Source organism: Ensifer sp. 2TAB8 (assembly GCF_052115125.1).
In the GTDB taxonomy this organism is placed as follows: domain Bacteria; phylum Pseudomonadota; class Alphaproteobacteria; order Rhizobiales; family Rhizobiaceae; genus Ensifer.
This window is the reverse complement of sequence record NZ_JBFRGB010000003.1, coordinates 273,754-298,172: the sequence shown is the minus strand read 5'-3', so window position 1 is coordinate 298,172 and position 24,419 is coordinate 273,754. Positions and strand designations below refer to the sequence as shown.

Below are 24,419 nucleotides of genomic sequence, written 5' to 3'. Positions count from 1 at the left end.
GGTCATTCCTTCCAGAGCCAGGCTGCGCCGCGCACGCCGGAGCTGTCACCATGCAGGGCCTTGCGAACAGGCGTTTCGAACGTATCGCCGAAGAGATAATTGACCACCCGTGGCGGGACGTCGTCATAGATCTCATCCACATTCGACATGCCGCCGCCAAGCACGTAGACGTCGGGGTCGACGATATTGGTAAGGAGCGCCAGGCTCCGCGCCAGCCGGTCGACGAAACGCTCGTAGACGCCCGTCGCAACCGGATCGCCAGCCCGCTTCGCTTCGATGATGTCGCGGCCACGGCGCTCGACGCCCGTGGTGATCCGGTAGTCGAGCTCGACGCCGGTGCCGCAGGCATACATGTCGAGGCAGCCGTGCTTGCCGCACCAGCACTTGTGTCCGGGATATTCGTCCCTTGTCATCCAGGGCAGCGGATAATGGCCGATCTCGGCAGCAACGCCCTGGTAGCCGGCATGGACCTTCTTGTCGATCGCCAGCCCGCCGCCATGGCCGGTACCGACGATGACGCCGAACACCACATGGGCGTCCTTGCCGGCGCCGTCGACCGCTTCTGAAACCGCCAGGCAGTTGGCGTCGTTGGCGAGCCGCACCGGACGGCCAAGCGCCGTTTCGAGGTCACGCCCGAGCGGCTTGCCGTTGATCAGCACCGCGTTGGAGTTGCGCACGATGCCGGTGCGCGGATTGGGGCTACCGGGAATGCCTATGCCGATCGAGCCCTTTTCGCCGGCCGTCTGTTCGGCCGCGGCAACGAGATCGAGAACGGCGCGAATGCAATCGTCATAGCCGCTGGTCGGGGTCGAGACGCGATGACGGGCGCGCATTTCGCCATCGCGGCCAAGCGCGATGACTTCCATTTTCGTGCCGCCCCAATCTATTCCGATGAACATATGTGGATCAGGTCTCTGATGAAGGTCTCAAAGGGGAGCGCCCGCCTCCTCAAGCCGACGCCCGCCTTGCTTAGCATTCGAAAGACCTGAAAGACCAGCCCCGTTTCGTAATCGATTTAAACGCCCGGGCGATGGCGCCAACGCGCCGCCTGTCAAGACAGCCAAAGCTTGGTGCCACCTGCATTTCCGCCTGCCCATGCGCAAAAACACTTGGCGAAGAGGCCGCGCTTTTGTATGGGTGCTATCCAAGTGGTCCCGTAGCTCAGCAGGATAGAGCACCAGATTCCTAATCTGGGGGTCCCGCGTTCGAATCGCGGCGGGATCACCATTAATTTCAGACACTTACAGTGGAGCGCGATCCTACACGTTCCGACAGGCGTTCCCACTTATGTTTGCGCAACGCTCCATGCCCTGCCAAAAACGTGAGATCGCAGCCAGGCGCATTACTCTGGTGCACGCATGGTCGAGCTGCTCGTGACCTACATGGAAATGCGCACGCAGCCCGCGGGCGAAGCGCTTCCGCCGCCGATCGAGCATGCAGCGGTCGCGTCCGAACGTCCGGATGCCGCCGCGTTTCTGTCGCTCTATCGCGCCGTCGGGGAACCGTTGCGCTGGGATCAGCGGCTGCACATGCCCGCAGCCGATCTCGGCGGCTTCCTCAGCAGTCCCGCGGCGGGCTTTTACATTCTCCGCTTGAATGGTCGCGCGATCGGGCTCTGCGAGTTTGACCGTGTCGATACGCCGGATATCGAGCTCACCCATTTCGGCCTTATACCGGAGGCGTATGGCAGAAAGCTTGGACCGTTCCTCCTCGACAGCGCGCTACGCGCCGTGTGGGTCCGCAGACCGAACCTCGTCTGGCTGCACACCGACGAATGGGATCACCCCAAGGCGCAAGACACTTATCGCCGCGCCGGTTTCAGCGTCTTTGCGCAAAAGCACGAAGAGATCGCCTAGCGCGCTCACCGAAGTGGTTGCCATGCCGGCCCTCGCCAAGCCTTAAGCTCCTGCAGAAACACCTGTAGGCGCGATGGCAGGAACCGCCGGGTCGGATAAACCGCGTGCACGAAAACATCCGGTGCCGACCACCCCGGAAGCACGCGCACGAGCTTGCCGCTCGCCAGCAGGCTGTCGCAGAAGATCGGCGGAAGTCGGCCGATGCCGTGGCCGCGTTCGGTCATGGCGCTCGCCGATTGAATATCGTGGACAGAAACCGCTCCGGTCACGGGAAGCCTGATCGATTCGGCACCCTTGACCAGGTGCCATTCGGCTTCGTTGCTGCGGGCATTGACCAGCACACAGCGGTGGCCGCGTAGATCTTCGGGCTGCAACGGCACGCCCTGTTGGTCGAGATAATCCGGAGCTGCCACAAGGAAGTGCGTGCTTCTGCCGATGCGCTGCGCGACAAGCGACGAATCGCGCAATTCGCCAAATCGCACCGCCACGTCGATATTTTCGGCGACGAGGTCCATGAACATATTGGTGACGAGCAGATCGACCTCGATATCCGGGTACTTCTTCAGGAATGCGGACAGGAAGTCGAAGAACGGAGGCTGCCCGAGGGTCATGGGAACGGTGACCCGCAGCAATCCCTCGGGTTTTCTCTGCGCTTCGCTCAGCACCCGTTCCGCGTCGCGAAGCTGGTTCAGCGGTTCGCTGCACTCCGCATGATAGGCGCGCCCCTGCGCCGTGAGGCTGAGCTTGCGCGTCGTCCGCTGGATCAGTGTGACGCCGAGCCGTTCCTCCAAAGCCGTGACCTTGCGGCTGACGGTGGAGACCGGCATGCCGAGCGCCCGCGCCGCCCGGCTGAAACTCTCGAATTGGGCAACGGCCGCAAAGACCGCGATGTCGTTCAGATCGACCATGCCGATTATTTTTGCACTACTGGAAAAGTAATTCCATATATTTCCATCTAATCGCGCAATCGGGTGGCAGCCATATTGATCTCACCGAAACCGTCCAACCACGGAGAGATCAGATGACAAACAAAGTCGCCATCGTCACCGGTGCATCCCAGGGCATCGGCGCGGGCCTGGCAAATGCTTTTCTGGCACAGGGCTATAGCGTCGTCGCGACCTCGCGCAATGTCAGCGGATCGCGCGAAATCACCGGGTCGGACAGACTCGCGCGGGTCGACGGCGATATCGCCGATCCCGCCACCGCCAGGCGCGTCGTCGAAACCGCGATCGACCGCTTCGGTTCGATCGACGCGCTCGTCAACAATGCCGGCATCTTCTTCACCAAGCCTTTTGTCGACTACACGGCTGAGGACTATCGACTGCTGAGTGCCACCAACATCGAGGGCTTCCTGCACCTGACCCAACTGGTCGTCGGGCAGATGCTTGCGCAGAAGCGAGGCGGCAGCATCGTCAGCATCACGACGCCGCTCGCCGATCGCCCGATCGCAGGCATGAACGCCTCGGTCGCCATGCTGACCAAGGGCGGCATCAACGCGATCTCGAAGAATATCGCCATGGAATACGCAAGGGACGGAATCCGCGTCAACGTCGTGGCACCAGGCGTCGTCGACACACCGCTCCACAAGGACAACCCGAAGGATTTCCTGAGCACGCTCTCGCCGATGCACAGCATTTCCAGTGTCGACGAGATCGTCGATGCCGTGCTGTTCCTGACCAGGGCGCCGCGGATAACCGGTGAGGTGCTGAACGTCGATGGCGGCGCGCACCTGGGGAAATGGTGACCGCAAACGGCACCGGCCGCTTCGCACTCGATCAGTTCGATCAGAAAGAGCGGTTCGTCATTTGCCTGTCACGAACACAAGCTATTGAACAGTCACACCTTCTTGATGACCACGGATGAACTGGCATCGACGGAAGGTGATGAGGAAGGTCGGGTTTGCCCCGGCCTTTTTTGTTGGGACGGACTGCTTAGGCGAGCCTTCAATCATCCGGCCTGCATACGCGCAGGCGATGGCCATCCGGGTCGAGCGCGACGAAGGTGCGGCCGAAAACGGCTGTTTTCAACTCCTGCTCGATCGTAATCCCTTGGCCCCGCCAGCCATCATAGAGACGCTCGACCTCCGCGTCATTCCTCACCATGAAAGCCACCTCCGAACGATGCCCTGTGCCTGATGAGACGAAGTCCCTCGCCGCAGTGGACCAGAGGCTGAAGGTCAAGCCGTTTTCGAGCGCGAAGGCGACATAGGTCGGGAAGGATGCGACGGAGTCGCGCCCAAAGAGGTCGGTATAGAACGCAGCACTTCTTGCCGGATCGTTCACATAGAGGATGAGGTTCGGTGACAGCATCGTCGGATCTCCTTTTCGATGCCCGGAACCTAGACGTTACCGCTGTCAGATTTTGTCAGCATGCAGCGCATAGCCAAAGGCCGCCGGACTTTGCGATCCGGCGGCCTTTGGCTGGAAGGCGGCACGTCAGAAGACGGCCAGGTATTTCAACAGAGAGATGATACCGATGATGATCACGATGATCTGGACGATCTGTTTGGCACGCGCGTCGAGCGGCAGCCGCTGGACGAGATAAAGCACCAGCACGATGACAAGAAAAGTAATCAGAATTCCGATAAGCAGCCCCATGGATCAACTCCCATTTTCACAACAGCGCCGCGATGGCGTCGGAAATGTAACTATGAGGCTAGGGCAAAAGTTCCAATCGGGGCGTGAACTTATACGGCCGACAGGCTGATACGCGCGGGGAGAATGCGGTTCACGCCGCCGAAGGATCGGCGTCAGGAGGCAGGCTTGCATGCGATCCCCTGATCACCTTCGCCCTTCGTCGCATCGAACAGCGTCGCCTCGTCACCCTTGGTCCACCAGATGTACTGACCACCGGCATATTTGGCGCCCGAGCCCGAGATCACGTTCGATGCCACGACGAAGGTGCCGTCGATGGTGAAAGTCACCAGCGAGACCGGCCCGGCATTGATGTACTCGGCTTCCACCGGCTTGCCGCCGCAATCGTAGCGCATCGATTGCCGATCGACGGCACCGGCGCCCGGGACGCGGAAGGTCACGTCGGCCCCTTCGGAACCGGCCGCCATCAACGCCAGTTTGATCGCAGTCCGGCCCTCTGGCTTGTCGAGCACGAGCTTGGAGCCCTCGACGGTCCAGGAGAGTTCGCTGCGAAGCGCCTCCAGGAATTTCTGCTCCTGGGTCATCGCCGCCGGCACACACATCTTGCGCGTTGCAGCAGCGGGACCAAAGGTGATCTTCGAGCCCGAAAGGCTGAAGGTGCCGGTGAAATGGTTGCAGCCGGCCATGCCGCCATACGTGCCGTCCTCGCGGATTTCGAGCGTCGATTGCAGATTGTCGATCACGCCGCCGCCACCGATATCCTCGGCAAGCCAAGTGCCGACCAGCTGCTGTGGCACGTCTTCGGCCGCAACGGGCTGCATCGAGGCCATCTCGATGGTCACGCAAGCGCAGGAAACGGCGGTAATGACTTTCAGCATCGCGAATTCCTTCCGGCGTCGACTCAAGATGTCCGATTCTTAACCCGTGGACGCGACGGATTGAAGGCCGCGCCCTTGTTGCCGGCGAAATTCGCCTGTAGAGCCTAGCGCACAACATAAAAACTCGGATGGATCTCGCGAAGATCACGTGTCCGCGGCGAAAGCTGCGCCGGCACCCCGTCCGAAAAGAAGAACATGGGTATTGGCATGGCATCCCGCGACAGTGCGAAGCGCCGACTGACGATCCTCGGCTCGACCGGCTCGATCGGCACCAACACGCTCGACGTCATCGAGCGTCTCGGCGGCCGCGAGCGGTTCGACGTCGTTGCCGTCACCGGCAACGGCAACATTCCCCTGCTCGCCGAGCAGGCCGTGAAAGTTGGCGCAGAGCTCGCCGTCACCGCCAACGAAAACCAATACGAAAACCTGAAGGCGGCACTTGCCGGCACCGGCATTGCCGTTGCCGCCGGCAAGACCGGGCTGATTGAAGCGGCCGAACGTGACGCAGACTGGGTGATGGCGGCCATTGTCGGCAATGCCGGCCTTGCCCCGACGCTCGCCGCCGCGCGCCGCGGCGCAGACATCGCGCTCGCCAACAAGGAGTGCCTGGTTTCCGCCGGCAGCCTGTTCATCGAGGCGGTGAAGAAGGGCGGCGGCCGACTGCTGCCGGTCGACAGCGAACACAACGCCATCTTCCAGGTGCTGGAAGAGCACCAGCGCCACGCGGTCGAGCGCATTATCCTGACGGCGTCGGGCGGCCCCTTCCGCACCAAGTCGCTCGAGGAGATGCGCCACGTGACCGCGGATGTGGCGCGCGCGCATCCGAACTGGTCGATGGGCCTGAAGATCTCGATCGACAGCGCCTCGATGTTCAACAAGGCATTGGAGATGATCGAGGCAAAGCACCTCTTTGCGCTGAAGCCTGAACAGGTGGAAGTGATCGTGCACCCGCAGTCGGTCATCCACTCGATGGTCGGCTACACCGACGGCTCGGTGCTGGCGCAGCTCGGCTGCCCGGACATGCGCACCGCCATCGGTTATGCGCTGTCCTATCCGAGCCGCTGCAACCTGCCGATCGAGCGGCTCGATTTCGCCAAGCTGTCGCGGCTCGATTTCGAAGCGCCGGATGAAGTGCGCTTCCCGGCCATCCGCCTGGCGCGGCGCGCCATGGTCGAAGGCGGTGTTCAGGGCGCCGTGCTCAACGGCGCCAAGGAAACGGCGCTCGACGCCTTCATTGCCGGCCGCACCGGCTTTCTCGCCATGGCAGAGATCGTCGAAAAGGTCATGGACAAGCTCGCCGACCTACCGGCCGCCGCAACCATGGACGACGTCTTCGCCGCAGACGAAAAAGCCCGGCAACTGGCGGCCGGGCTTCTTCAGTAGTCCATTTTTTTCGACCGGCGCACCCGGCGCCGGCTTGATTGGCCTCAGGCCACGGCGCGGGCCAGCGCACAGCGCGACCACAGCGAATGCAGCGCGCCGACGAGGTGATCGATGTCGGCGTCCGAGTGCAGCGGCGTAGGCGTGATGCGCAGACGCTCGGTCTTCTTCGGCACCGTCGGATAGTTGATCGGCTGAACATAGACTCCGAAGTTGTCGAGCAGCAGGTCGGAGATCCACTTGCACTTGGCAGCATCGCCCACCATGACCGGCACGATATGGCTCGGGTTCGGCATATGCGGAATGCCACGCTGGTCGAGCAGCGAACGAAGGCGACGCACGCGCTCCTGGTGCGCGAAGCGCTCGACCTGGCTTTCCTTCAGGTGACGGATCGAGGCGAGCGCGCCGGCCGCAAGCGTCGGCGGCAGCGCCGTCGTGAAGATGAAGCCGGAGGCAAACGAGCGGATGAAGTCGCAGAGCGCCGCGGAGCCGGTGATGTAGCCGCCCATGACGCCGAAGGCCTTGCCGAGCGTGCCCTCGATGACCGTTAGGCGGTGCATCAGGCCTTCGCGCTCGGCAATGCCGCCGCCACGCGGACCGTACATGCCGACGGCATGGACTTCGTCGAGATAGGTCATGGCGCCGTACTTGTCGGCGAGGTCGCAGAATTCCTTGATCGGCGCGATGTCGCCGTCCATGGAATAGACGGACTCGAAGGCGATGAGCTTCGGCGCGCGCGGATCGGCGGCGGCGAGCTTGGCTTCGAGGTCAGCGACCGAATTGTGCTTGAAGATGACGCGTTCGCACTTGGAGTGACGGATCCCCTCAATCATCGAAGCGTGATTCCCGGCGTCCGAGAAGACGATGACGCCAGGAATCTTGGAACAGAGCGTGCCAAGGGCGGCCCAGTTGGACACGTAGCCCGAGGTAAACAGCAGCGCCGATTCCTTGCCATGCAGGTCCGCGAGCTCGCGCTCAAGCAGGACGTGGTAGTGGTTGGTACCGGAGATGTTGCGGGTGCCGCCGGCGCCGGCGCCGCATTCGTCGATGGCGCGCTTCATGGCCTCGGTGACGACAGAATGCTGGCCCATGCCGAGATAGTCGTTCGAGCACCAGACGGTGACTTCCTGGACGCCCGCAGCCGTATGGCGCGCTGCCTTCGGAAAGTTGCCGCGATGACGGGCGAGGTCCGCGAAAACTCGGTAGCGGCCTTCCTGATGCAGCCCGTCCAGCTCGTTCTTAAAGAAATTCTCGAAATCCATCATTTTCTCCAGTGCCCGGTCGCTTTTCTTGATTCAAAGCGACCTGGGGTCAACCTCGGAATGCTCGGCATCTGCCAACTGCGGCAAAAGGCCCCTGAAGCGCTGCGCGTCCAATGAATGCATCACGGATGATCTAGCATTTTCGGGCCGAAGCATCTTCGCTGCTTTCACGGAAACCATTTCAAACCAGACAGCCCTAGTTTTGAAACATTCCAAAGAAAGCCTTAGCGCATGTTCATTCCTGCAAGCTTGATCGAAGTCAAGCAAGGATGAAAAAAGGACGGCCGAAACCGTCCTTTTTTGCTGTTCGCATTGGCGATGTCGACGCCGTTCAAGCCGCCGCCACGGCGCGCTTGGCCATGACCTTCACCAGGTTGGCGCGATAGGCCGCATCGGCGTGAATGTCGGAGAGCAGGTCCGAAGCATCGACGCTGATATTGGCGAGCGCATCCGGCGACCAGTTGGCCGAAAGTGCCGCTTCCATGTCCGACTGGCGAAAGACACCGTTTGCACCGGCACCGGTCACAGCCACACGAACCTCGCCACTATCCCGCCTCGCTACGAAGACGCCGGTCATCGCATAGCGCGATGCCGGATTGGCGAATTTCTGGTAGGCGGCCTTCGCCGGCGCGTCGAAGCTGATCGCGATGACGATCTCACTGTCTTCCAGCGCCGTTTCGAAGAGGCCGGCGAAAAAATCGTCCGCCGCGATCTCGCGCCTGTTGGTCACGATCGTTGCCCCAAGCGCCAGCATCGCTGCCGGATAGTCGGCCGCCGGGTCGTTGTTGGCGATGGAGCCGCCGATCGTACCCATGTGCCGTACGTGTGGGTCGCCGATATGGCTGGCAAGGTTGCAGATCGCCGGACAAACGGCTCTGAGCGCCGCCGACGAGGCCACGTCATAATGGGTGGTGGCCGCGCCGATCCGTACCGATCGGCCCGAGACCGTGATGCCCTGCATCTCGGCGATATGGCGAAGGTCGATCAGGTCGCTAGGTGCGGCCAGCCGCTGCTTCATCGTCGGGATCAGCGTCATGCCGCCGGAGACATATTTGCCTTCGCCGGCCGCTTCCATTCGGCTGACGGCATCCTGAACCGAGGACGCCCGGTGATATTGGGTCTCGTACATGAGTGTCCTCCTCAGTTGGCCGCGTTGACCGCCGCCCACACCTTGTGCGGTGTTGCCGGCATGGTGAGCGCGTTGTTGCCGATGGCATCGGTGATGGCGTTGATGAGCGCCGGTGGCGAGCCGATGGCGCCGGCCTCGCCGCAGCCCTTGATCCCCAGCGGATTGTTCGGGCAGGGCGTGTTCGAGGTCGAGACCTGGAACGACGGCAGATCGTCTGCGCGCGGCATGGCGTAGTCCATGTAGCTTGCCGTCAGAAGCTGACCCGAGGCATCATAGTGCACGCCTTCGAGCAACGCCTGGCCAATGCCCTGCGCCAGCCCGCCATGCACCTGTCCCTCGACGATCATCGGGTTGATGATGTTGCCGAAGTCGTCGGCGGCGACGAACTGGATGATCTTGGTCCGGCCCGTTTCCGGATCGACCTCCACCTCGCAGATGTAGCAACCGGCCGGGAAGGTGAAGTTGGCCGGGTCGTAGAAGGCGCCCTCCTTCAGCCCCGGCTCCATGCCTGCCGGCAGATTATGGGCGGTATAGGCGGCAAGCGCCATCTGGAACCAGGGCACCGCCTTGTCGGTACCGGCGACTTTCAGTTCTCCGTTTTCGATGACGATGTCGCTCTCATCCGCTTCCATCAGATGCGCAGCAATCTTCTTCGCCTTGGCCTCGACCTTGTCGAGCGCCTTGACGACGGCCGACATGCCGACGGCGCCGGAACGGGAACCATAGGTGCCCATGCCCATCTGCACCTTGTCGGTATCACCATGCACGATGTTGACGCTGTCGAGCGGCACACCAAAGCGATCTGCGACGAGCTGGGCAAAGGTCGTCTCGTGGCCCTGGCCGTGGCTGTGCGATCCGGTCAAGACCTCGATCGTGCCGACTGCATTGACCCGCACTTCGGCCGATTCCCAAAGCCCGACGCCGGCGCCGAGCGAACCCACCGCTGCCGACGGCGCAATGCCGCAGGCCTCGATGTAGCAGCTCATGCCGATGCCGCGCTTCATGCCGCGGCCGGCGGCTTCCGCCTTGCGCGTGGCAAAGCCGTTCCAGTCGGCCGCCTTCATCGCCGCTTCGAGCGAGGCGTCGTAGTCGCCGGCGTCATAGTTCATGATGACAGGCGTCTGGTGCGGGAAGGAGCGGATGAAATTGACCCGACGCAATTCCGCAGGCGAGACGCCGAGTTCGCGCGCCGCCGTCTCCATCGTGCGTTCGAGCAGGTATGTCGCTTCCGGCCGCCCGGCACCGCGATAGGCATCGACCGGCGCCGTGTTGGTGTAGACGGTGCGAACGTTCGCATGAATCGCCGGGATGTCGTACTGGCCGGAGAGCAGCGTCGCATAGAGATAGGTCGGCACCGCCGAGGAGAAGAGCGACATATAGGCGCCGAGATTGGCGACCGTATCGACCTTGAGCCCGATGATCCGATTGTTCGCATCGAACGCCATCTTCACCTTCGACACGTGGTCGCGGCCATGCGCATCGGTCAGGAATGCCTCGGTGCGATCCGACGTCCATTTGACCGGCACGCCGGTGCGCTTCGAGGCCCACAGACAGACGATCTCTTCCGGATAAATGTAGATCTTCGACCCGAAGCCGCCACCGACATCGGGTGCGATGACCCGAAGCTTGTTCTCCGGAGCGACATTGTAGAAAGCGCTCATCACCAGCCGCGCCACATGCGGGTTCTGGCTGGTCGTGTAGCAGGTGTAGTGGTCGTCGCCGGCGTCATAGATGCCGAGCGCCGCGCGCGGCTCCATCGGGTTGGGCGAGAGCCGGTTGTTGTGGATCGTGATCTCGGTGACGTGCGCCGCAGCGGCGATCGCCTTGTCGGTATCCGTTTCGTCACCGATCTGCCAGTCGAAGATCAGATTGTTCGGTGCCTCCGGGTGAAGCTGCGGCTGCCCTGCCTCCAGCGCCCTGGACGCATCGGTCACCACGGGAAGCTCCTGGTAATCGACGACGACGGCCTCGGCCGCGTCACGCGCCTCGGCAACACTATCGGCAACGACGATTGCAACGGCATCGCCGACATAACGAACAGTTTCATGCGCGAGCGGGCGCCAGGCGCCCATCTTCATCGGCGAGCCATCCTTGGAATGGATCATCCAGCCGCAGATCAGGTTGCCGATGCCATCGGCGAGGATCTGCTTGCCGTCGAGCACGTCGATCACGCCGGGCATGCCCTTGGCCGCAGACGCATCCACCTTCAGGATCTTCGCATGCGCATGCGGGCTGCGTACGAAGACTGCATATTTCATGCCCGGCACGGACATGTCGTCCGTATAGCGGCCCTTGCCGGTCAGGAACCGCTTGTCCTCCTTGCGCGCCACGCGCGCGCCAATGCCTTCAACTCCCATTGCCGATCTCCTCCCGAGATTTCCAGCGACAGTCCTTCGATGACATGCAGGGCGACGCCTTGTCCGCCCTCATCGGGCCGCTACTCCGCGGCCACCCGGGCGCCGCTCATCTCGGCGGCAGCGGCAAGGATTGCCTTGACGATATTGTGGTAGCCGGTGCAGCGACAGATGTTGCCTTCGAGCTCGGCGCGCACCGTCGCCTCGTCCAATTGGCCCTGATGCCGGCGGATCATGTCGACGGCGGTCATCACCATGCCGGGCGTGCAGAAGCCGCATTGCAGGCCGTGATTGGCCTTGAACGCTGCCTGCACCGGATGCAGCTCGCCGTCCGCCGCCAACCCTTCGATGGTGGTGATCGTGGACCCTGCCGCCTGCGCGGCGAGGATGGAACAGCTTTTGACCGATTTTCCGTCCATATGGATGACGCAGGCGCCGCACTGCGAGGTATCGCAGCCCACATGGGTGCCCGTCAGTCCAAGATTTTCACGTATGAATTGCACCAGCAGTGTGCGGTCATCGCAATGCCCGCTCACCTGACGGCCGTTGACCGTCATTGTCACTTTCGCCATTTCGCTCCTCCGGGGTCGGTCAATGCCAACACGAGCGCGGCCAAAAAGTCGGGTGAGATGGTTCACGCGACCAGGATACGCGCCAACTGATATCGATGCCCTTCGCCTACGGATCCACTCCTCCTGGAATTCGCAGGCTTGTTTGTATCATTTGTCTTTTTTTGGAATGCCGCAACCGCTACGGCTCATCGGACGACAAAATTTTTCTACACCGGTTGTATCTGCGGGAACTGCGCCTTCATGTCCCGTTCAGGAACGATATCATTATCTTGCGCGTCGGAAGAAGCCGCAGGCCCCGTAGACTTTCAATGGGGACCGCGTATTTTCCGAACTGCAAGTTCAGGTGGAGCGGGATGATCCCGGCTCCGCCATCATCCAAGTACGGACACAGCAACAGGCTGAGATCCGTAGAGATCGGAGAGGACAACATGAAGAAAGCCATCGCACTTGTGCTGGTCGCCCTGTCGGTCGCAAGCTGCACCCAGACGGAAAAGGGCGCCGGCATCGGTGCCGTTTCCGGCGCGATCATCGGCGGCGCGGTCACCGGCGACGTCCGTGGCGCAGCGGTCGGTGCGGCCATCGGCGGCGTTTCCGGCGCGGTCATCGGCCATGTCACGGAACAGCCGGGCCAGTGCTACTACCGCGACCGCTACGGCCGCCGCTACATCGACTCCTGCCCGCGCTAAGGCGAGCAAAGGCGATCTTCCTTCGGCGTGGCGCAAGCCCGCCGGAGGATCCGTCCACCCCCTCATGGCGGATAGCCTGAGGGGGTTTTTCGTTCCGGGCGCCCGGTAAATCTCGGCCCGGTAAATCTTGGCATGGCCCAAGAAATGATCCGGCGTGCGCAAACCGGGTGGTTATCGTCCACGCAAATCGGTCTGCTGACCTCGAGATGTCACCATCGAGGTCATTCCATGTCGAAAATACCAAGCACTCCATTGCCGTCAGCCTTCAAGCGGATCGGCTGGTCCAACCTGTTCGCGCAGTTCTCGGAGCAGATGGCGCTGGCGGCCGCCCCACTTGCGGCCGTGCTTCTGCTTGCCGCCGGCCCGGCCGAGACCGGATGGCTGCAGATGGCGCAGACGCTTCCGTTCCTCCTGCTCTCCATCCCGGCCGGCCTGGTCGCTGATCGCGCCTCCCGACGCCAGCTGATGGTCACCTCGGAAATGCTGCGCGCGCTGTCGCTGGTCGCCACGCTGCTGCTGATGCTCAGCGGCCTGTTGACCCTGCCGCTTCTGGCCGTGATGGGTTTCGTCGGCGCCATCGGTACCGTCTGCTACAATGTCGCGGCCCCCGCTCTCATCCCGGCGATCGTTCCCCGCAACCAACTGGCCGATGCCAATCGCTGGCTGGAGCTCGCCCGCAGCCTTGCGTATTCCGGCGGGCCGGCAATCGGCGGCGCAATCGTCGCTTGGACCGGCGCGTCGCTCGCCTATGTCGCCGCCACCTCGCTTTCTCTTCTCTCCGTCGTCCTGCTTGCTGGCCTCGGTGATCACCACCAGCCGAGCAGCCCCAAGCGCAAGCTTCTTCAGGATCTGGTCGAAGGCGCACGCTTCCTTGCCGGCCACACACTGCTCAGGCCCATTCTCGTCACGGCGATCGTCTTCAATACGGCATGGTTCGTGCTGCAGGCGGTCTATGTTGCCTATGCCATTCACACCCTCGGCCTGACGGCGGCCGGCGTCGGCATCACGCTTGGCATCTATGGCGCCGGGATGATGATCGGTGCCTTCGCCGCACCTGCCATTGCGCGCCGCATCCCGTTCGGGGTGATGATTGCGCTTGGTCCGCTCGGCGGGTTGGCAGCGGCCGCCGTGATGCTCTCGACGATCTGGGTACCCTCCGGCGCGCTTGCCGGGTTGAGCTTCTTTTTGTTCGGCGCCGGCCCGGTTCTCTGGTCGATAGCGACCCTCACATTGCGCCAGGCTGTCACGCCGAATGCGATGCTCGGGCGTGTATCCGCCTTCATCACCACGGCCACCTTCGGCGCTCGGCCGATCGGCGCAGCGCTTGGGGCGGTCGTCGCCACGCGCTTCGGCGTCGAGGCATGTCTGGCCGTTGCTGCCGCAGGTTTTTTGATCCAGTTTCTCGTCATCATCGCCTCCCGCGTGCCGCAGTTGCGGGCGCTGCCGGAAGCCGCCTAAGCCCGACCAGCCGCAGACAAAGCCAGCCAACCGCCCGGCAAGATGCCGGCGCGCTTGGCTGGCCGCCATCTGTCCAGAGCCTATGGTTGTGCTGCGCAGACAACATTTCGAAGCTTTTTCCGTGAAATCGGCACCGAAAATCGGCATCGGGGGTGGATGCAGCCGGCCGTCATCGTTAACAGATGGAAAACCTTAGGCATGCAATAGTGACCCCCGCCGCATATGAAGGCAGTTTGTATTGGGTCGCCTGAAGACGGGATGCGGAAGCGAATGTCCCCACCACGGTCGAGTATTGCGTACTGGAAGGCCGCAACTGCGCTTGCAGTCGCCTTCTCGTTTGCGCTCGGCCCGATTTCCGTCAAAAGCGCCCATGCCTTCAAGCTCTTTGGCATGAAGTTCTTCGAGAGCGACGAAGAGGAAGCGCCGGTCATCGACCCGGTCAACTATACGCTCACCTTCGACGCCGGCACTGAAGACGACGAACTGAAGGAAGCGCTCGAAAACAGCTCTCAGCTTGTCCAGGGGCAGGAAAAGCCCGTCTCCGGCGATCTCGGTCTTGCCATCCGCGCGCGCGACGATCGCGACCGGCTGCTCGCTGCGCTCTACGAAAAGGCCCGCTACGGCGGCACCGTGGCGATCCGCGTCAACGGCCAGGACATCGACAGCCTGCCGCCGGATCCGTCCTTCCCCAACGGGAAGGCGATCCCGGTGACCGTCACCGTCACGCCCGGTCCGGCATTCACGGTCGGATCCGTCAAGTTCGAGGGCGATGCCGCAGGGTTCAACCCTGCTGACTATGGCCTGCCGGCCGGCGGACGCGCAGACTCGACCCTGATCATCAAGGCCGGCGAAAAGGTCGTGAACGACCTGCGCGAGCAGGGCCGGCCGATGGCCAAGCTCACCGAACGCAGCGCCGTCGCCAACCACGCCAATTCCACCGTCGACGTCGTCATCGGTGCAAGCGGCGGGCCGGTAGCACCCGTCGGCGATGTCAGCGTGTCAGGCACCAAGACCGTCGACCCCGCTTTCGTGCGCGACTATTCACGCCTCAACGAAGGCCGGCCCTATTCGCCCGAGGATATCCGCAAGGCATCCGAGCGCCTGCGCCAGCTCGGCGTGTTCTCGAGCGTCACGATCAAGGAAGCCAACACGCTGTCGCCGGATGGATCGCTCCCGATGAAGATCGAGGTCTCCGAAGGCAAACACAAATATTTCGGTTTCGGCGCCCAGGTTTCGACCACCGACGGCCTCGGTCTTTCAGGCTACTGGGGACACCGCAACCTCTTCGGGCGGGCGGAATCGCTGCGCATCGAAGGCTCGGTCGACCGCATCGGCGAGACGAAGGAGCTGGACAAGCTCGACTATTCGGTCGGCATCCTCTTCGCCAAGCCCGGCGCCTTCGGCCCCGCCTCGACCTTTACCGCCAGCCTCAAGGCCAACATCCAGGACCCGGATGCCTACCGCGCCAAGATCCTCACGGGGGCCGCCGGTGCAACCTTCGAGCTCTCGGATACCGACACCGTCTCCGGTGGCGGCGAGCTGAGCTGGGCCAATATCGACGACGCCTTCGGCTCGAACTCCTACCTGACGGCCGCCATTCCGCTCGAATATGTGCGCGATACCCGCAACGACAAGCTGAACGCGACCGAAGGCTACCGGGCGATGATCAACGCCAAGCCGAGTTACGAGATCAAGGGCCAGACCTTCTTCTCGTCCTTCGAAGCGTCGGCATCGGGCTACCATGCGCTCGGCGACGAGAAGCGTTTCGTTCTCGCCGGCAAGATCGGCGCCGGCATGCTCGTCGGCGGCAGTGGGCTTGAGGATATCCCGGCAAACCGCCGATTCTATCTCGGCGGCGGCGGCTCGGTGCGCGGCTATTCCTACCAGGAGATCGGCCCGCGCAATTCCGAAAACAGGGAGACCGGGGGGCGTTCCTATGTCAACACCTCGCTCGAAGCCCGCATCGCGGTCACCGACACCATCGGCGTGGTGCCGTTTATCGATGCCGGCACGGTCTCGGCGAACACGACGCCCGACTTCTCCGACATTCGCGCGGGCGCCGGCATCGGCCTGCGCTATGCGACACCCTTCGGCCCCATCCGTCTCGATTTCGCCGTCCCTCTCAACAAGTACCCCGGCGGCACCAAGTACGGAATTTACGCCGGTATCGGCCAATCCTTCTGATTCCTGATTTTGGTGAATCGGACCGATTCCCCTTCAAGGTTCGGCAAATCGCCCTCATCCATTGATAGTTTCGCCCTGTGGCGATTCCGCTGCAGCGCAACTTGCGCTATGGATAGAGCATGAATCAGGTCGTCCGCTTCCTTCGCGCGACGCTGCGCTATGGCCTTCGAGTGCTTGGCGTGATTGCGGTCGTTGCCCTCCTTCTCGTCGCCTTCGTGGGCTTCACGACTCCTGGCGCCCGCCTCGTCGCCTGGGCAATCGAAAAATATGCGGCAACACCTGACCAGATCGTGCGGATCGCCGACCCGAGCGCGCTCCTGACCGGTGAGTTTGCAGCGGGAAGCATCACGCTCTTCGACGGCCAGGGTGTCTATGCAGAGGTCCGCGACCTCAAGCTCAACTGGTCGCCGGCAGCCCTCCTTTCCTTCCGCTTCGACGCCGCGGCTATCTCCGCCGGCTCGGTGCGTGTCGAACGGCTACCGATCCCCTCGACCGAGACCAAGGAGGTGCGCTCGACCTTCGCGCTTCCAGTCGACGTCAAGATCGACTCGATCGATCTGAAGGAGATCGTCATTGGCAAGGCAATCGCCGGCGAAGACCAGTTCCTGACCGCCAGCGGCAAGATCAATGCGACCAACGAGAGCATCGCCCTCAGCCTGACCGCGGCCCAGCGCGACCGGCCGGAAGCGCGCGCCGTCGCCGATATCGTCTTTAATCCCGCGGGCAACGAGCTGAAGCTCGAAGCGACCGTGGACGAGCCCAACAACGGCGTCCTGGCAAAGCTCCTTCGCCTGCCCAACGAGCCCGCAGTCAACATCAAGTTGACCGGCCAGGGACCGCTTTCCGATTGGGCCGGCACCGCAACGGCAGCACTCGACGGCAGCGAGATACTCAAGCTCGACGGCCGCCACGTCCAGACGCCGGACGGCATGCACCGGCTGACCGTGACGGGCGGTGGCGGCTTCGGCTCGCTGATGCCGCCGGCATTGCGGCCGATGTTCGAGGGCGAGACCAGCATCGACGTCGCAGCCGCGTTCAACGGCCAGGGCATGGTGCGCGTCGACAAGGGGCAGATCGCGACCGGTGCGCTTACCTTTGGCGCCTTTGGTACTTTCGACAGCAAGGGCGACAACAATCTCCAGGCCCGGCTTGCCGGCACCAACGGCGCGATCGACTTCCGCTGGCCGCTGCAGAAGGGCGAGGCGCTGGCGAAGATCAACGCCGTCAACCTGTCGCTGATCGGCGACGCGCAGGCCGCAATCCTCGATCTCGCCGCCGACGTCGCCTCGGTCGCGCTTCCGGACGTCGCACTCGGTTCGGTCAAGCTTTCGGCGCGCAGCGACGGCTTCAATCTCCAGGCCCAGTCCGGTCCGGTGAAAACCGTGCTCGAAGTGGGCGAAGCCGGCTTCGACGACGCCAATCTCGCCCGCCTGGTGCAGGCGCCGATGAAGGTGGATGCCAGTCTCGCGGTGACCAAGGAAAGCATCAGCTTCGATCCGGTGACGATCGAAAGCCCGGGCATCGGCGGTTCGATCAATGCCACTTTCTCACGCGAAGAGAACACGGTTGCCGCCGCGTTCAAGCTCTTTGCCGTGCCGGGGGCTCTGCCGCCGGCCGCAGCAGCGAAGTTCGATGGCACCATTGCGCTCGCCGGCGAGGTGAAGACGGCAAACGACGGCAGCGTGACCGTCGAGGGGCTCGAACTCAAATCGAGCACGATCGAGGCTGCCGGCACTGTCGCCCTGGCTCAGGGCCAGCTCACCACCGATCTCAAAGGAAAGCTGCCCAATCTGGGCAGGCTGCTGGCGGATGCCAAGGGCGAAGCTGAGTTCACGGCAGCGGTGACCGGCCCGCTTGCCGAACTCGGCATCAAGGCCGAACTGACCTCGAGCGGCGCGACGCTTGCCGGACGTACGCTCAGCGACCTTACGATCAATGCTGATGCCAAAGCCAACCCATCAAGCCCGCAAGCGAGCCTGACTGCAACCGGTGCGCTCGACGGCCAGGTGATCGACGTGAAGGCGGACGTCGTTTCCAAGGACGGCCGCACCGCGATCCCTGTGCTCGAAGCCAGGATCGGGGAGAACAAGCTGACCGGGACGATCAGCTTCACCCCCGATTTCAAGCCGGACGGCACGATCGATTTCAACCTGCCCGATCTCGGCCTGCTCGCCGCCATGGCCGGGCAGAAGGCTTCGGGTGATCTCAACGGCTCGGCCGCAATCAAGACCGCCAACGGCATCACCTCCGTCGTCGTCAAGGCCGGCGGCAGCGGCATCAAGCGCGATGAATTGACGATTGCCAAGCCGACCGCCGATATCACGATCTCCGATGTCGCGGCCCTTGCCATCAAGGGCAGCGTGCGCGCTGAGACGGTTGCGCAGGGGGCCAACCGTGTCGCCGGGCTCGCCGTCGACTTCCAGCAGCAGGCGGGACGCACCGGGTTTTCGATCGACGGCAAATATGATGGCGGACCGCTCACCGCCAAGGGCGATCTTACGAGCGCGAAGGGGCGCACGGAAATCCGGCTCGCATCCTTCGGCGCGACGCCGAAGGGCGTCGCGCTCAAGCTCGCGCAGCCGACGGTGATCGCCATCGAAAACGGCACCGTCCGCCTCAATGCGCTGACGATCCAGGCCTCGAACGGCACCATCACCGTCAACGGCAGCGCCGGCGAAAAGCTCGACATCGCCGCAAAGCTCAATGCCCTGCCCGCAGCGCTGGTCAATGCCTTTGCGCCTGATCTCGGCGCCGAGGGCACGATCGCCGGCACGGTCAACGTGAGTGGCGCAGCGTCGGCGCCGATCGTCGCCTACGACCTCCGATGGTCTGGTGCCTCGCTCGCCGCAGCCCGCACTGCCGGGGTCAGCGCCTTCGATATCGCGGCCGACGGCAAGTTTGCCAACAACAAGGTGACGCTCGACACGACCTTGTCAGGCGCCGGTGGCCTTTCTTTCAAGGGCGGCGGCAATGTCGATATCGGCGGCAACATGCCGATCGCAATGAAATTCAACGGCAACCTGCCCTTTGCCCTCATCGCCAACCTGATGGCGGAAAAAGGCTTCACGCTGACAGGCCAGGCGGGCATCGACCTGACCATATCCGGCTCCGCCAAGGCGCCTCAGATCGCCGGCACCCTTACCACCTCAGGCGGCCGGCTCGTCGACGTGCGCCGTAACCTGGCACTCAACGACCTCACGGCCAATGTCGCACTCGACGGCAAGCAGGCGACGATCTCGAAGCTCTCGGCCAATCTCGCGACGGGCGGTTCGATCGAGGCGACCGGCACCGTCGGCACGGTCCCCGGCTCCGGCTTCCCGGCCAATCTGACGATCCGCCTGAACAATGCAACTTACGTCGACGGCACGCTGTTCAACGCCAATCTCGCCGGCGAGATGACGCTGACCGGCCCATTGGTTGCGACCCCGACGCTCGGCGGCAAGGTCACGATCCGCAAGGCCTCGATCACCATTCCCGAGAAGTTGCCGACCTCGCTCTCGGCGATCGACATCAAGCACAAGAATGCGCCGCCCAAGGTGCAGAAGATGGTCAAGGACCTGCGCAAGGAAGACGTGCCGGCTGCCGGCGCCAATGCCAGTGGCGTCATTGCCTTCGACCTTGCCGTCAACGCTCAGCAGGTCTTCGTGCGCGGCCGCGGCATCGACGCAGAACTCGGCGGCGACCTGACGATCCGAGGTACGGCCGTGCAGCCGTCCGTTTCCGGCGGCTTCGAGATGCGGCGCGGGCGCCTCGAAATCCTCGGCAAGCGCCTCACCTTTACCGACGGCAACATCGGCTTCGGCGGCGACCTGATCCCGACGCTCGACCTCAAGGCGACCTCCAGCGTCGGCGCGACGACCATTACCGTCTCGGTCGTGGGCCTCGCCAACAATCCGCAGATTACCTTCTCGTCCTCGCCCGCACTGCCGCAGGACGAGATCCTGGCGCAGCTCATCTTCAACCGGTCGCTGTCGAACCTCTCTGCGTTTCAGATCGCCCAGCTCGCATCTGCCGTCAGCCAGCTTGCCGGCGGCGGCTCGACGTCGCTGCTCGACGGCCTGCGCAACAAGCTCGGCGTCGACGACCTCGACGTCACCACCGACGAGAACGGCGGCGCCTCAGTACGCGCCGGCAAGTATCTCAACGACCGGACCTATATCGAATTGCAGCAGGGGTCCGATTCGTCCTCCAGCAAGGCGGTCATCAATCTCGATGTCGGCAAGGGCGTGAAGCTCAAGGGCTCGGCCGCCGGCGACGGTTCGGCGGCGGGCGGCATCTTCTTCGAAAAGGAATATTGAGCGACGGTCGACCCGGAAAGGCACCTCCTCCGCCCCATGCAACGGATTGAACAAAGCCCGCGGATCGATTGCGATCCGCGGGCTTTGTCGTCCTGGCGACAAATTCTCTACGATGAGGCGTAGCCATTCTCGGGATCGAAGGGAACCTCGCGGCGTGCCTGCTCGTAGCGGCGCAATGCGGCGGCATCGGGCGACAGATCGGTCATCCCTGTCTCCTTGGCGAGTGCAATGAGTTCGTTGATCGAGACGGCGTCGCCCTCGGCAATCTTCGCAAGAGCAGCACCGATCAGCGACAGGCCGTGTTCGACACGGTCGCGCAGATCCAAGAGCGCCGATTGCTGGACGGCAAGCGTTTGCCCGAGATCGGGCGCGGTGCCCGCGAGCAATTCGGTAATCCGGGTGAGACTGAGACCGAGCCGCTTCAATGCCAGGATCTCGGTGAGCCGTTCAATATCGGCGGCACCGTAGAGCCGCCAGTTCTTCTCCGTCCGCCGGGGCGCAATCAGGCCTCGGTCCTCATAAACGCGAAGGGCCCGGATCGTGAGACCGAGGCGTCCGGCGCATTCGGCGGCCGACAAGAGTTCATTCTGGTTCGCGCCCATGAGGCCTCCTTGAAACGTCTTGTAAGATATGACCTTGGGTCCGGCTCAAGCGGTATTTGCGAAGTTTTGGCGGAGATTTGACCAAGAAGGACGGCGCGGCGCGGAGGACGAGGCGAAACTTGTGTGCCGCTGCGTGGAATTGCCTAACCTACATCGGCATCTGGCCGCCCGCGTGCCACTATTTGTTTCAGTCCTTTTCAGGTGGTTTCCTTGTCCTCTCACTTTCCGCATCCCGAATTGCCCAAACAATTCCTTCCGCTTGTCGCCGGCTACCACTGGAACCGCGACCTGCTCGGCCAGTCGGCCTCGAGCATCTTTCTCTTGAAGGCGCCGGACCGCCCGATGCTGGTGCTGAAGGTCGAGGCTGCCGGCCCGTTCAGCGAACTCGTCGACGAGACAGAGCGGCTTGATTGGCTGACGTCTAGAGGCGTGCCCTGTCCACGAGTGATTGCCCGCACCTTCGATGAAGAAACGAACTGGCTGCTGCTGCAGGCCGTCGAAGGCACGGACCTTGCGTCCACGACGCTGTCGCCAAAGGACCAGATCGTCATCCTCGCGGACGGCCTGAAACACTTGCATGGGTTGGATATCGCGGACTGCCCCTTCGATCACCGGATCGAAAAGCGCATCGCCCTCGCGAAAGCACGCATCCAGGCCGGCGTGATCGATGAAAGCGATTTCGACGAAGCGCGGCTCGGCCGCACGGCGGCGGATCTCTTTGCCGAACTTCAGGCCCGAATGCCCAAGATTGGCAAGCTCGTCGTCACCCACGGGGACGCCTGCCTGCCGAACATTATCGAGAAGAATGGCCGATTTTCCGGTTTCATCGATTGTAGCCGGCTCGGCGTCGCCGATCCCTACCAGGATATTTCACTCGCCTGCCGCAGCATCGCCTACAATCTCGGCGAGGAATGGATCCAGCCGTTTCTGGCGCGCTACGGCATCGACAAGGACGATGCGGAGAAGCGCGACTTCTACTGCCTGCTCGACGAGTTCTTCTGATCACCACTCGACGAGCACACGTCCATTCAGCGAAAGGCCCGCAAACGCCCTCAGGCGGCGTTGCGGGCCTCGATGCTCAGATCGACGATGTCGGCATCCTCGATCGCGTTGAACAGCGCCCAGATATGGCCGAAGGGATCGATGAAGGCGCCGACGCGATCGCCGGTCGACAAGGTTTCGGCCGCATTCCGCAGGCTCGCTCCGGCACCGATCGCCCGGCCGATGACGCGATCGACATCGCGCACGTGCAATTCCAGGATGACCGCCGTCGTGCCGAGGGCATGCGGCGAGCGCGGTCCGCCGAGCTTGGGCTCCGCATCGCGGCGCGGGTTGGCCCCGGCGATCCGAAAGACCGATTCCCCAATCCTCAAGTCCGCACTCGTCAGAATCCCGCTCGGCCATTCGTGCCGCTGCAAAAGTTCGGCGCCGAGCGCCTCGCGGTAAAAGGCGATGGCGCGATCCTCGTCGCCATGCCTGACAAACAGCTTCACACAGATCTGCCGATCGGCAAGCCTGCCGCCATTGGCAACCATGACATCCTCCATCTTGGGTGAGGCGCACATCATAGCGGAACAATAGAACAAATCAAGAACAATTCGACTCGAAACAGCGTTTCTACCGTCGGTTTGAAGCACCAGAAACACTCAGGATGCGCCGGTCATCTTGCTGGTTTTCAACAGGATATTCGTCTCCGTGACGGTGATCCCATCGATCAGGCGGATGCGCCGCAGCGTCTCGTCGAAGGAGACGAGATCCCGGTCCTGCAATTCGGCAATGAAGTCCCAGCGGCCATTGGTGCTGTGCAGCGCCCGCACCTGCGGCAGCCCCCGCAATTGCTCGGCAACGCGATCGGCCATCTTGCCATGCACCTCGATCATGACGACGGCACGGACGCCGGAGGTGGGAATTTCGGCACCGGTGCGGATGGTGAAAGCGGCAATCGTGCCGTTGGCGACGAGCCTGTCGATGCGGGCAGCGACGGTCGCCCGCGATACGCCCGTCATTTCCGATAGCGTGGAAACGGGAATGCGCGCATTCTGGCGGAGCGCGCTGATGAGCGCCTGATCGAGATCATCCATACCTGACACTTTGCAATATGGTACTAATCAATCTGTCGATTTTACCTCACTAATCGGCAGTTTTCCATCTTTTTGCCGACATGCATTTTGGCCATAATCCGCGCGATCCCAACCGGGAACACACGGAAATATCTTGAGAAGGAATCGGGCGGATATGACGACCATCACGCTGATCGGCGCACCCATCGAGGAAGGTTCTGGACGACGCGGCGCGGCCATGGGGCCAGCGGCACTGCGCATCGCCGGCATCGACACGGTGCTGCGCGACCTCGGCCACACGGTTCTTGACGAAGGCGACGTCAAGCCGCTGCCGGCCCGTGACCTCGCCAACCACCCCGGCGCCAACAACCTGCAGATCGTCGCCGCCTTTGCGCGTGCGCTTCATGATTCCGTGCACGACACGGTTCGCAAGGGCCATTTCCCGATCATTCTGGGCGGCGACCACGCGCTCTCCATGGGCAGCGTCTCCGGCATGGCCCGTTATGCCGCCGAAGTCGGCCGGCCGATGTTCGTGTTGTGGCTTGACGCCCATGCCGACTTCAATTCGCCGTCGACCTCCCCCTCCGGCAACATGCACGGCATGCCGGTCGCCTATTTCTGCGGTGAAGCGGAATTCGCACCGATTCTCCCGGCAGACCGCCCGTTGGTCGACCCGAAGAACGTCTTCCAGGTCGGTATTCGCTCGGTCGACGACCGCGAGCGCGAAGAGATCACCGAGCATGGCGTACGCGTCTTTGACATGCGCGCCGTCGACGAGCTCGGCATGGCCCACATCATGCGCCAGATCCTCGAAGAGGTTCGCGCCGCTAACGGCCTGCTGCATGTCAGCCTTGACGTCGACTTCATGGACCCGGAACTCGCGCCCGGCGTCGGCACCACCGTTCCCGGCGGCGCCACCTTCCGCGAAGCGCACCTGATCATGGAAATGCTTTGGGAAAGCGGGCTCGTTTCCTCGCTCGACGTCGTCGAGCTCAACCCTTTCCTCGATGACCGCGGCAAGAGCGCGCGCATCCTGGTCGAACTGACGGCGAGCCTCTTCGGCCGCCGCGTGCTCGACCGGCCGACCCGCAGCGCCTGAGATAAGA

Annotated in this window: 21 protein-coding genes and 1 tRNA gene; 10 read left to right on the top strand and 12 right to left on the bottom strand. The window is 63.0% G+C overall.

The features are described from left to right. Window positions 1-2: 2 nt before the first annotated feature. Window positions 3-899, bottom strand: coding sequence for an ROK family protein (locus AB4Z53_RS09450; protein ID WP_223725727.1), 897 nt, complete (start codon window positions 897-899; stop codon window positions 3-5). Between the two features lie 251 nt (window positions 900-1,150). Between AB4Z53_RS09450 and AB4Z53_RS09445 the strand changes: the two genes are divergently transcribed. Both AB4Z53_RS09445 and AB4Z53_RS09440 read left to right on the top strand, forming a co-directional pair. Further along, window positions 1,151-1,227, top strand: a tRNA-Arg gene (locus AB4Z53_RS09445). Between the two features lie 131 nt (window positions 1,228-1,358). Beyond that, a complete protein-coding gene (locus AB4Z53_RS09440) occupies window positions 1,359-1,856 on the top strand; it encodes a GNAT family N-acetyltransferase (RefSeq protein ID WP_441595629.1) in 498 nt (165 codons plus the stop codon). A gap of 5 nt (window positions 1,857-1,861) precedes the next feature. Here AB4Z53_RS09440 and AB4Z53_RS09435 read toward each other — a convergent pair whose 3' ends face one another. Beyond that, a complete protein-coding gene (locus AB4Z53_RS09435; RefSeq protein WP_441595628.1) occupies window positions 1,862-2,764 on the bottom strand; it encodes a LysR substrate-binding domain-containing protein in 903 nt (300 codons plus the stop codon). Between the two features lie 113 nt (window positions 2,765-2,877). Here AB4Z53_RS09435 and AB4Z53_RS09430 point away from each other — a divergent pair, with 113 nt between their 5' ends. Then, entirely contained in the window at window positions 2,878-3,600 is a 723-nt protein-coding gene (locus AB4Z53_RS09430) for an SDR family NAD(P)-dependent oxidoreductase (RefSeq protein ID WP_441595627.1), read from the top strand. A 199-nt stretch (window positions 3,601-3,799) separates the two neighbouring features. Here the strand turns inward: AB4Z53_RS09430 and AB4Z53_RS09425 are convergent, their stop codons facing one another. The 3 genes from AB4Z53_RS09425 to AB4Z53_RS09415 all read right to left on the bottom strand — a co-directional run bounded on the left by AB4Z53_RS09425 (window position 3,800) and on the right by AB4Z53_RS09415 (window position 5,328). Next, window positions 3,800-4,165 carry a VOC family protein gene (locus AB4Z53_RS09425; RefSeq protein WP_441595626.1) on the bottom strand — a complete coding sequence of 122 codons (366 nt, stop codon included), beginning with the start codon at window positions 4,163-4,165 and terminating at the stop codon, window positions 3,800-3,802. A gap of 126 nt (window positions 4,166-4,291) precedes the next feature. Then, window positions 4,292-4,453, bottom strand: coding sequence for a Thivi_2564 family membrane protein (locus AB4Z53_RS09420; RefSeq protein ID WP_089044368.1), 162 nt, complete (start codon window positions 4,451-4,453; stop codon window positions 4,292-4,294). A 152-nt stretch (window positions 4,454-4,605) separates the two neighbouring features. After that, entirely contained in the window at window positions 4,606-5,328 is a 723-nt protein-coding gene (locus AB4Z53_RS09415) for an META domain-containing protein (protein ID WP_223725733.1), read from the bottom strand. 207 nt (window positions 5,329-5,535) lie between these two features. Here AB4Z53_RS09415 and dxr point away from each other — a divergent pair, with 207 nt between their 5' ends. After that, entirely contained in the window at window positions 5,536-6,711 is a 1,176-nt protein-coding gene (dxr, locus tag AB4Z53_RS09410) for a 1-deoxy-D-xylulose-5-phosphate reductoisomerase (RefSeq protein WP_441595625.1), read from the top strand. Window positions 6,712-6,755: 44 nt separating this feature from the next. On the opposite strand, the gene hemA is transcribed toward dxr, so the two are convergent. The 4 genes from hemA to AB4Z53_RS09390 all read right to left on the bottom strand — a co-directional run bounded on the left by hemA (window position 6,756) and on the right by AB4Z53_RS09390 (window position 12,025). Beyond that, window positions 6,756-7,970: a 5-aminolevulinate synthase gene (gene hemA / locus AB4Z53_RS09405; protein WP_441595624.1), complete on the bottom strand. Its 1,215-nt coding sequence runs from the start codon at window positions 7,968-7,970 to the stop codon at window positions 6,756-6,758. A 331-nt stretch (window positions 7,971-8,301) separates the two neighbouring features. After that, the gene (locus tag AB4Z53_RS09400; RefSeq protein ID WP_441595623.1) at window positions 8,302-9,099 is read right to left on the bottom strand and encodes an FAD binding domain-containing protein; all 798 of its coding nucleotides are present in this window, start codon (window positions 9,097-9,099) and stop codon (window positions 8,302-8,304) included. An 11-nt stretch (window positions 9,100-9,110) separates the two neighbouring features. Continuing rightward, a complete protein-coding gene (locus AB4Z53_RS09395) occupies window positions 9,111-11,456 on the bottom strand; it encodes a xanthine dehydrogenase family protein molybdopterin-binding subunit (protein WP_441595622.1) in 2,346 nt (781 codons plus the stop codon). A gap of 80 nt (window positions 11,457-11,536) precedes the next feature. Further along, window positions 11,537-12,025, bottom strand: coding sequence for a (2Fe-2S)-binding protein (locus tag AB4Z53_RS09390; protein WP_034802397.1), 489 nt, complete (start codon window positions 12,023-12,025; stop codon window positions 11,537-11,539). Between the two features lie 428 nt (window positions 12,026-12,453). Here AB4Z53_RS09390 and AB4Z53_RS09385 point away from each other — a divergent pair, with 428 nt between their 5' ends. The 4 genes from AB4Z53_RS09385 to AB4Z53_RS09370 all read left to right on the top strand — a co-directional run bounded on the left by AB4Z53_RS09385 (window position 12,454) and on the right by AB4Z53_RS09370 (window position 20,651). Further along, on the top strand, window positions 12,454-12,711 hold the full coding sequence (locus tag AB4Z53_RS09385) for a glycine zipper domain-containing protein (protein WP_113541022.1): 258 nt from the start codon (window positions 12,454-12,456) through the stop codon (window positions 12,709-12,711). A 228-nt stretch (window positions 12,712-12,939) separates the two neighbouring features. After that, a complete protein-coding gene (locus tag AB4Z53_RS09380) occupies window positions 12,940-14,169 on the top strand; it encodes an MFS transporter (RefSeq protein WP_441595621.1) in 1,230 nt (409 codons plus the stop codon). A gap of 270 nt (window positions 14,170-14,439) precedes the next feature. Then, the gene (locus AB4Z53_RS09375; protein ID WP_441595620.1) at window positions 14,440-16,353 is read left to right on the top strand and encodes an autotransporter assembly complex protein TamA; all 1,914 of its coding nucleotides are present in this window, start codon (window positions 14,440-14,442) and stop codon (window positions 16,351-16,353) included. 119 nt (window positions 16,354-16,472) lie between these two features. Next, complete coding sequence (locus AB4Z53_RS09370; RefSeq protein WP_441595619.1) at window positions 16,473-20,651, top strand: translocation/assembly module TamB domain-containing protein; 4,179 nt, start codon at window positions 16,473-16,475, stop codon at window positions 20,649-20,651. Between the two features lie 107 nt (window positions 20,652-20,758). Here the strand turns inward: AB4Z53_RS09370 and AB4Z53_RS09365 are convergent, their stop codons facing one another. Next, complete coding sequence (locus AB4Z53_RS09365) at window positions 20,759-21,253, bottom strand: MerR family transcriptional regulator (RefSeq protein ID WP_441595618.1); 495 nt, start codon at window positions 21,251-21,253, stop codon at window positions 20,759-20,761. A gap of 210 nt (window positions 21,254-21,463) precedes the next feature. Between AB4Z53_RS09365 and AB4Z53_RS09360 the strand changes: the two genes are divergently transcribed. Then, a complete protein-coding gene (locus AB4Z53_RS09360) occupies window positions 21,464-22,255 on the top strand; it encodes an APH(3') family aminoglycoside O-phosphotransferase (RefSeq protein WP_441595617.1) in 792 nt (263 codons plus the stop codon). Between the two features lie 50 nt (window positions 22,256-22,305). On the opposite strand, the gene AB4Z53_RS09355 is transcribed toward AB4Z53_RS09360, so the two are convergent. Together AB4Z53_RS09355 and AB4Z53_RS09350 are read right to left on the bottom strand one after the other, a co-directional pair. Next, on the bottom strand, window positions 22,306-22,788 hold the full coding sequence (locus tag AB4Z53_RS09355; RefSeq protein ID WP_104665588.1) for a VOC family protein: 483 nt from the start codon (window positions 22,786-22,788) through the stop codon (window positions 22,306-22,308). Between the two features lie 111 nt (window positions 22,789-22,899). Next, window positions 22,900-23,334, bottom strand: a complete 435-nt coding sequence (locus tag AB4Z53_RS09350) for an Lrp/AsnC family transcriptional regulator (protein ID WP_113541016.1) — start codon at window positions 23,332-23,334, stop codon at window positions 22,900-22,902. Between the two features lie 154 nt (window positions 23,335-23,488). Here AB4Z53_RS09350 and rocF point away from each other — a divergent pair, with 154 nt between their 5' ends. Further along, complete coding sequence (gene rocF, locus AB4Z53_RS09345; protein WP_441595616.1) at window positions 23,489-24,412, top strand: arginase; 924 nt, start codon at window positions 23,489-23,491, stop codon at window positions 24,410-24,412. The last annotated feature ends 7 nt before the right edge of the window (window positions 24,413-24,419 follow it).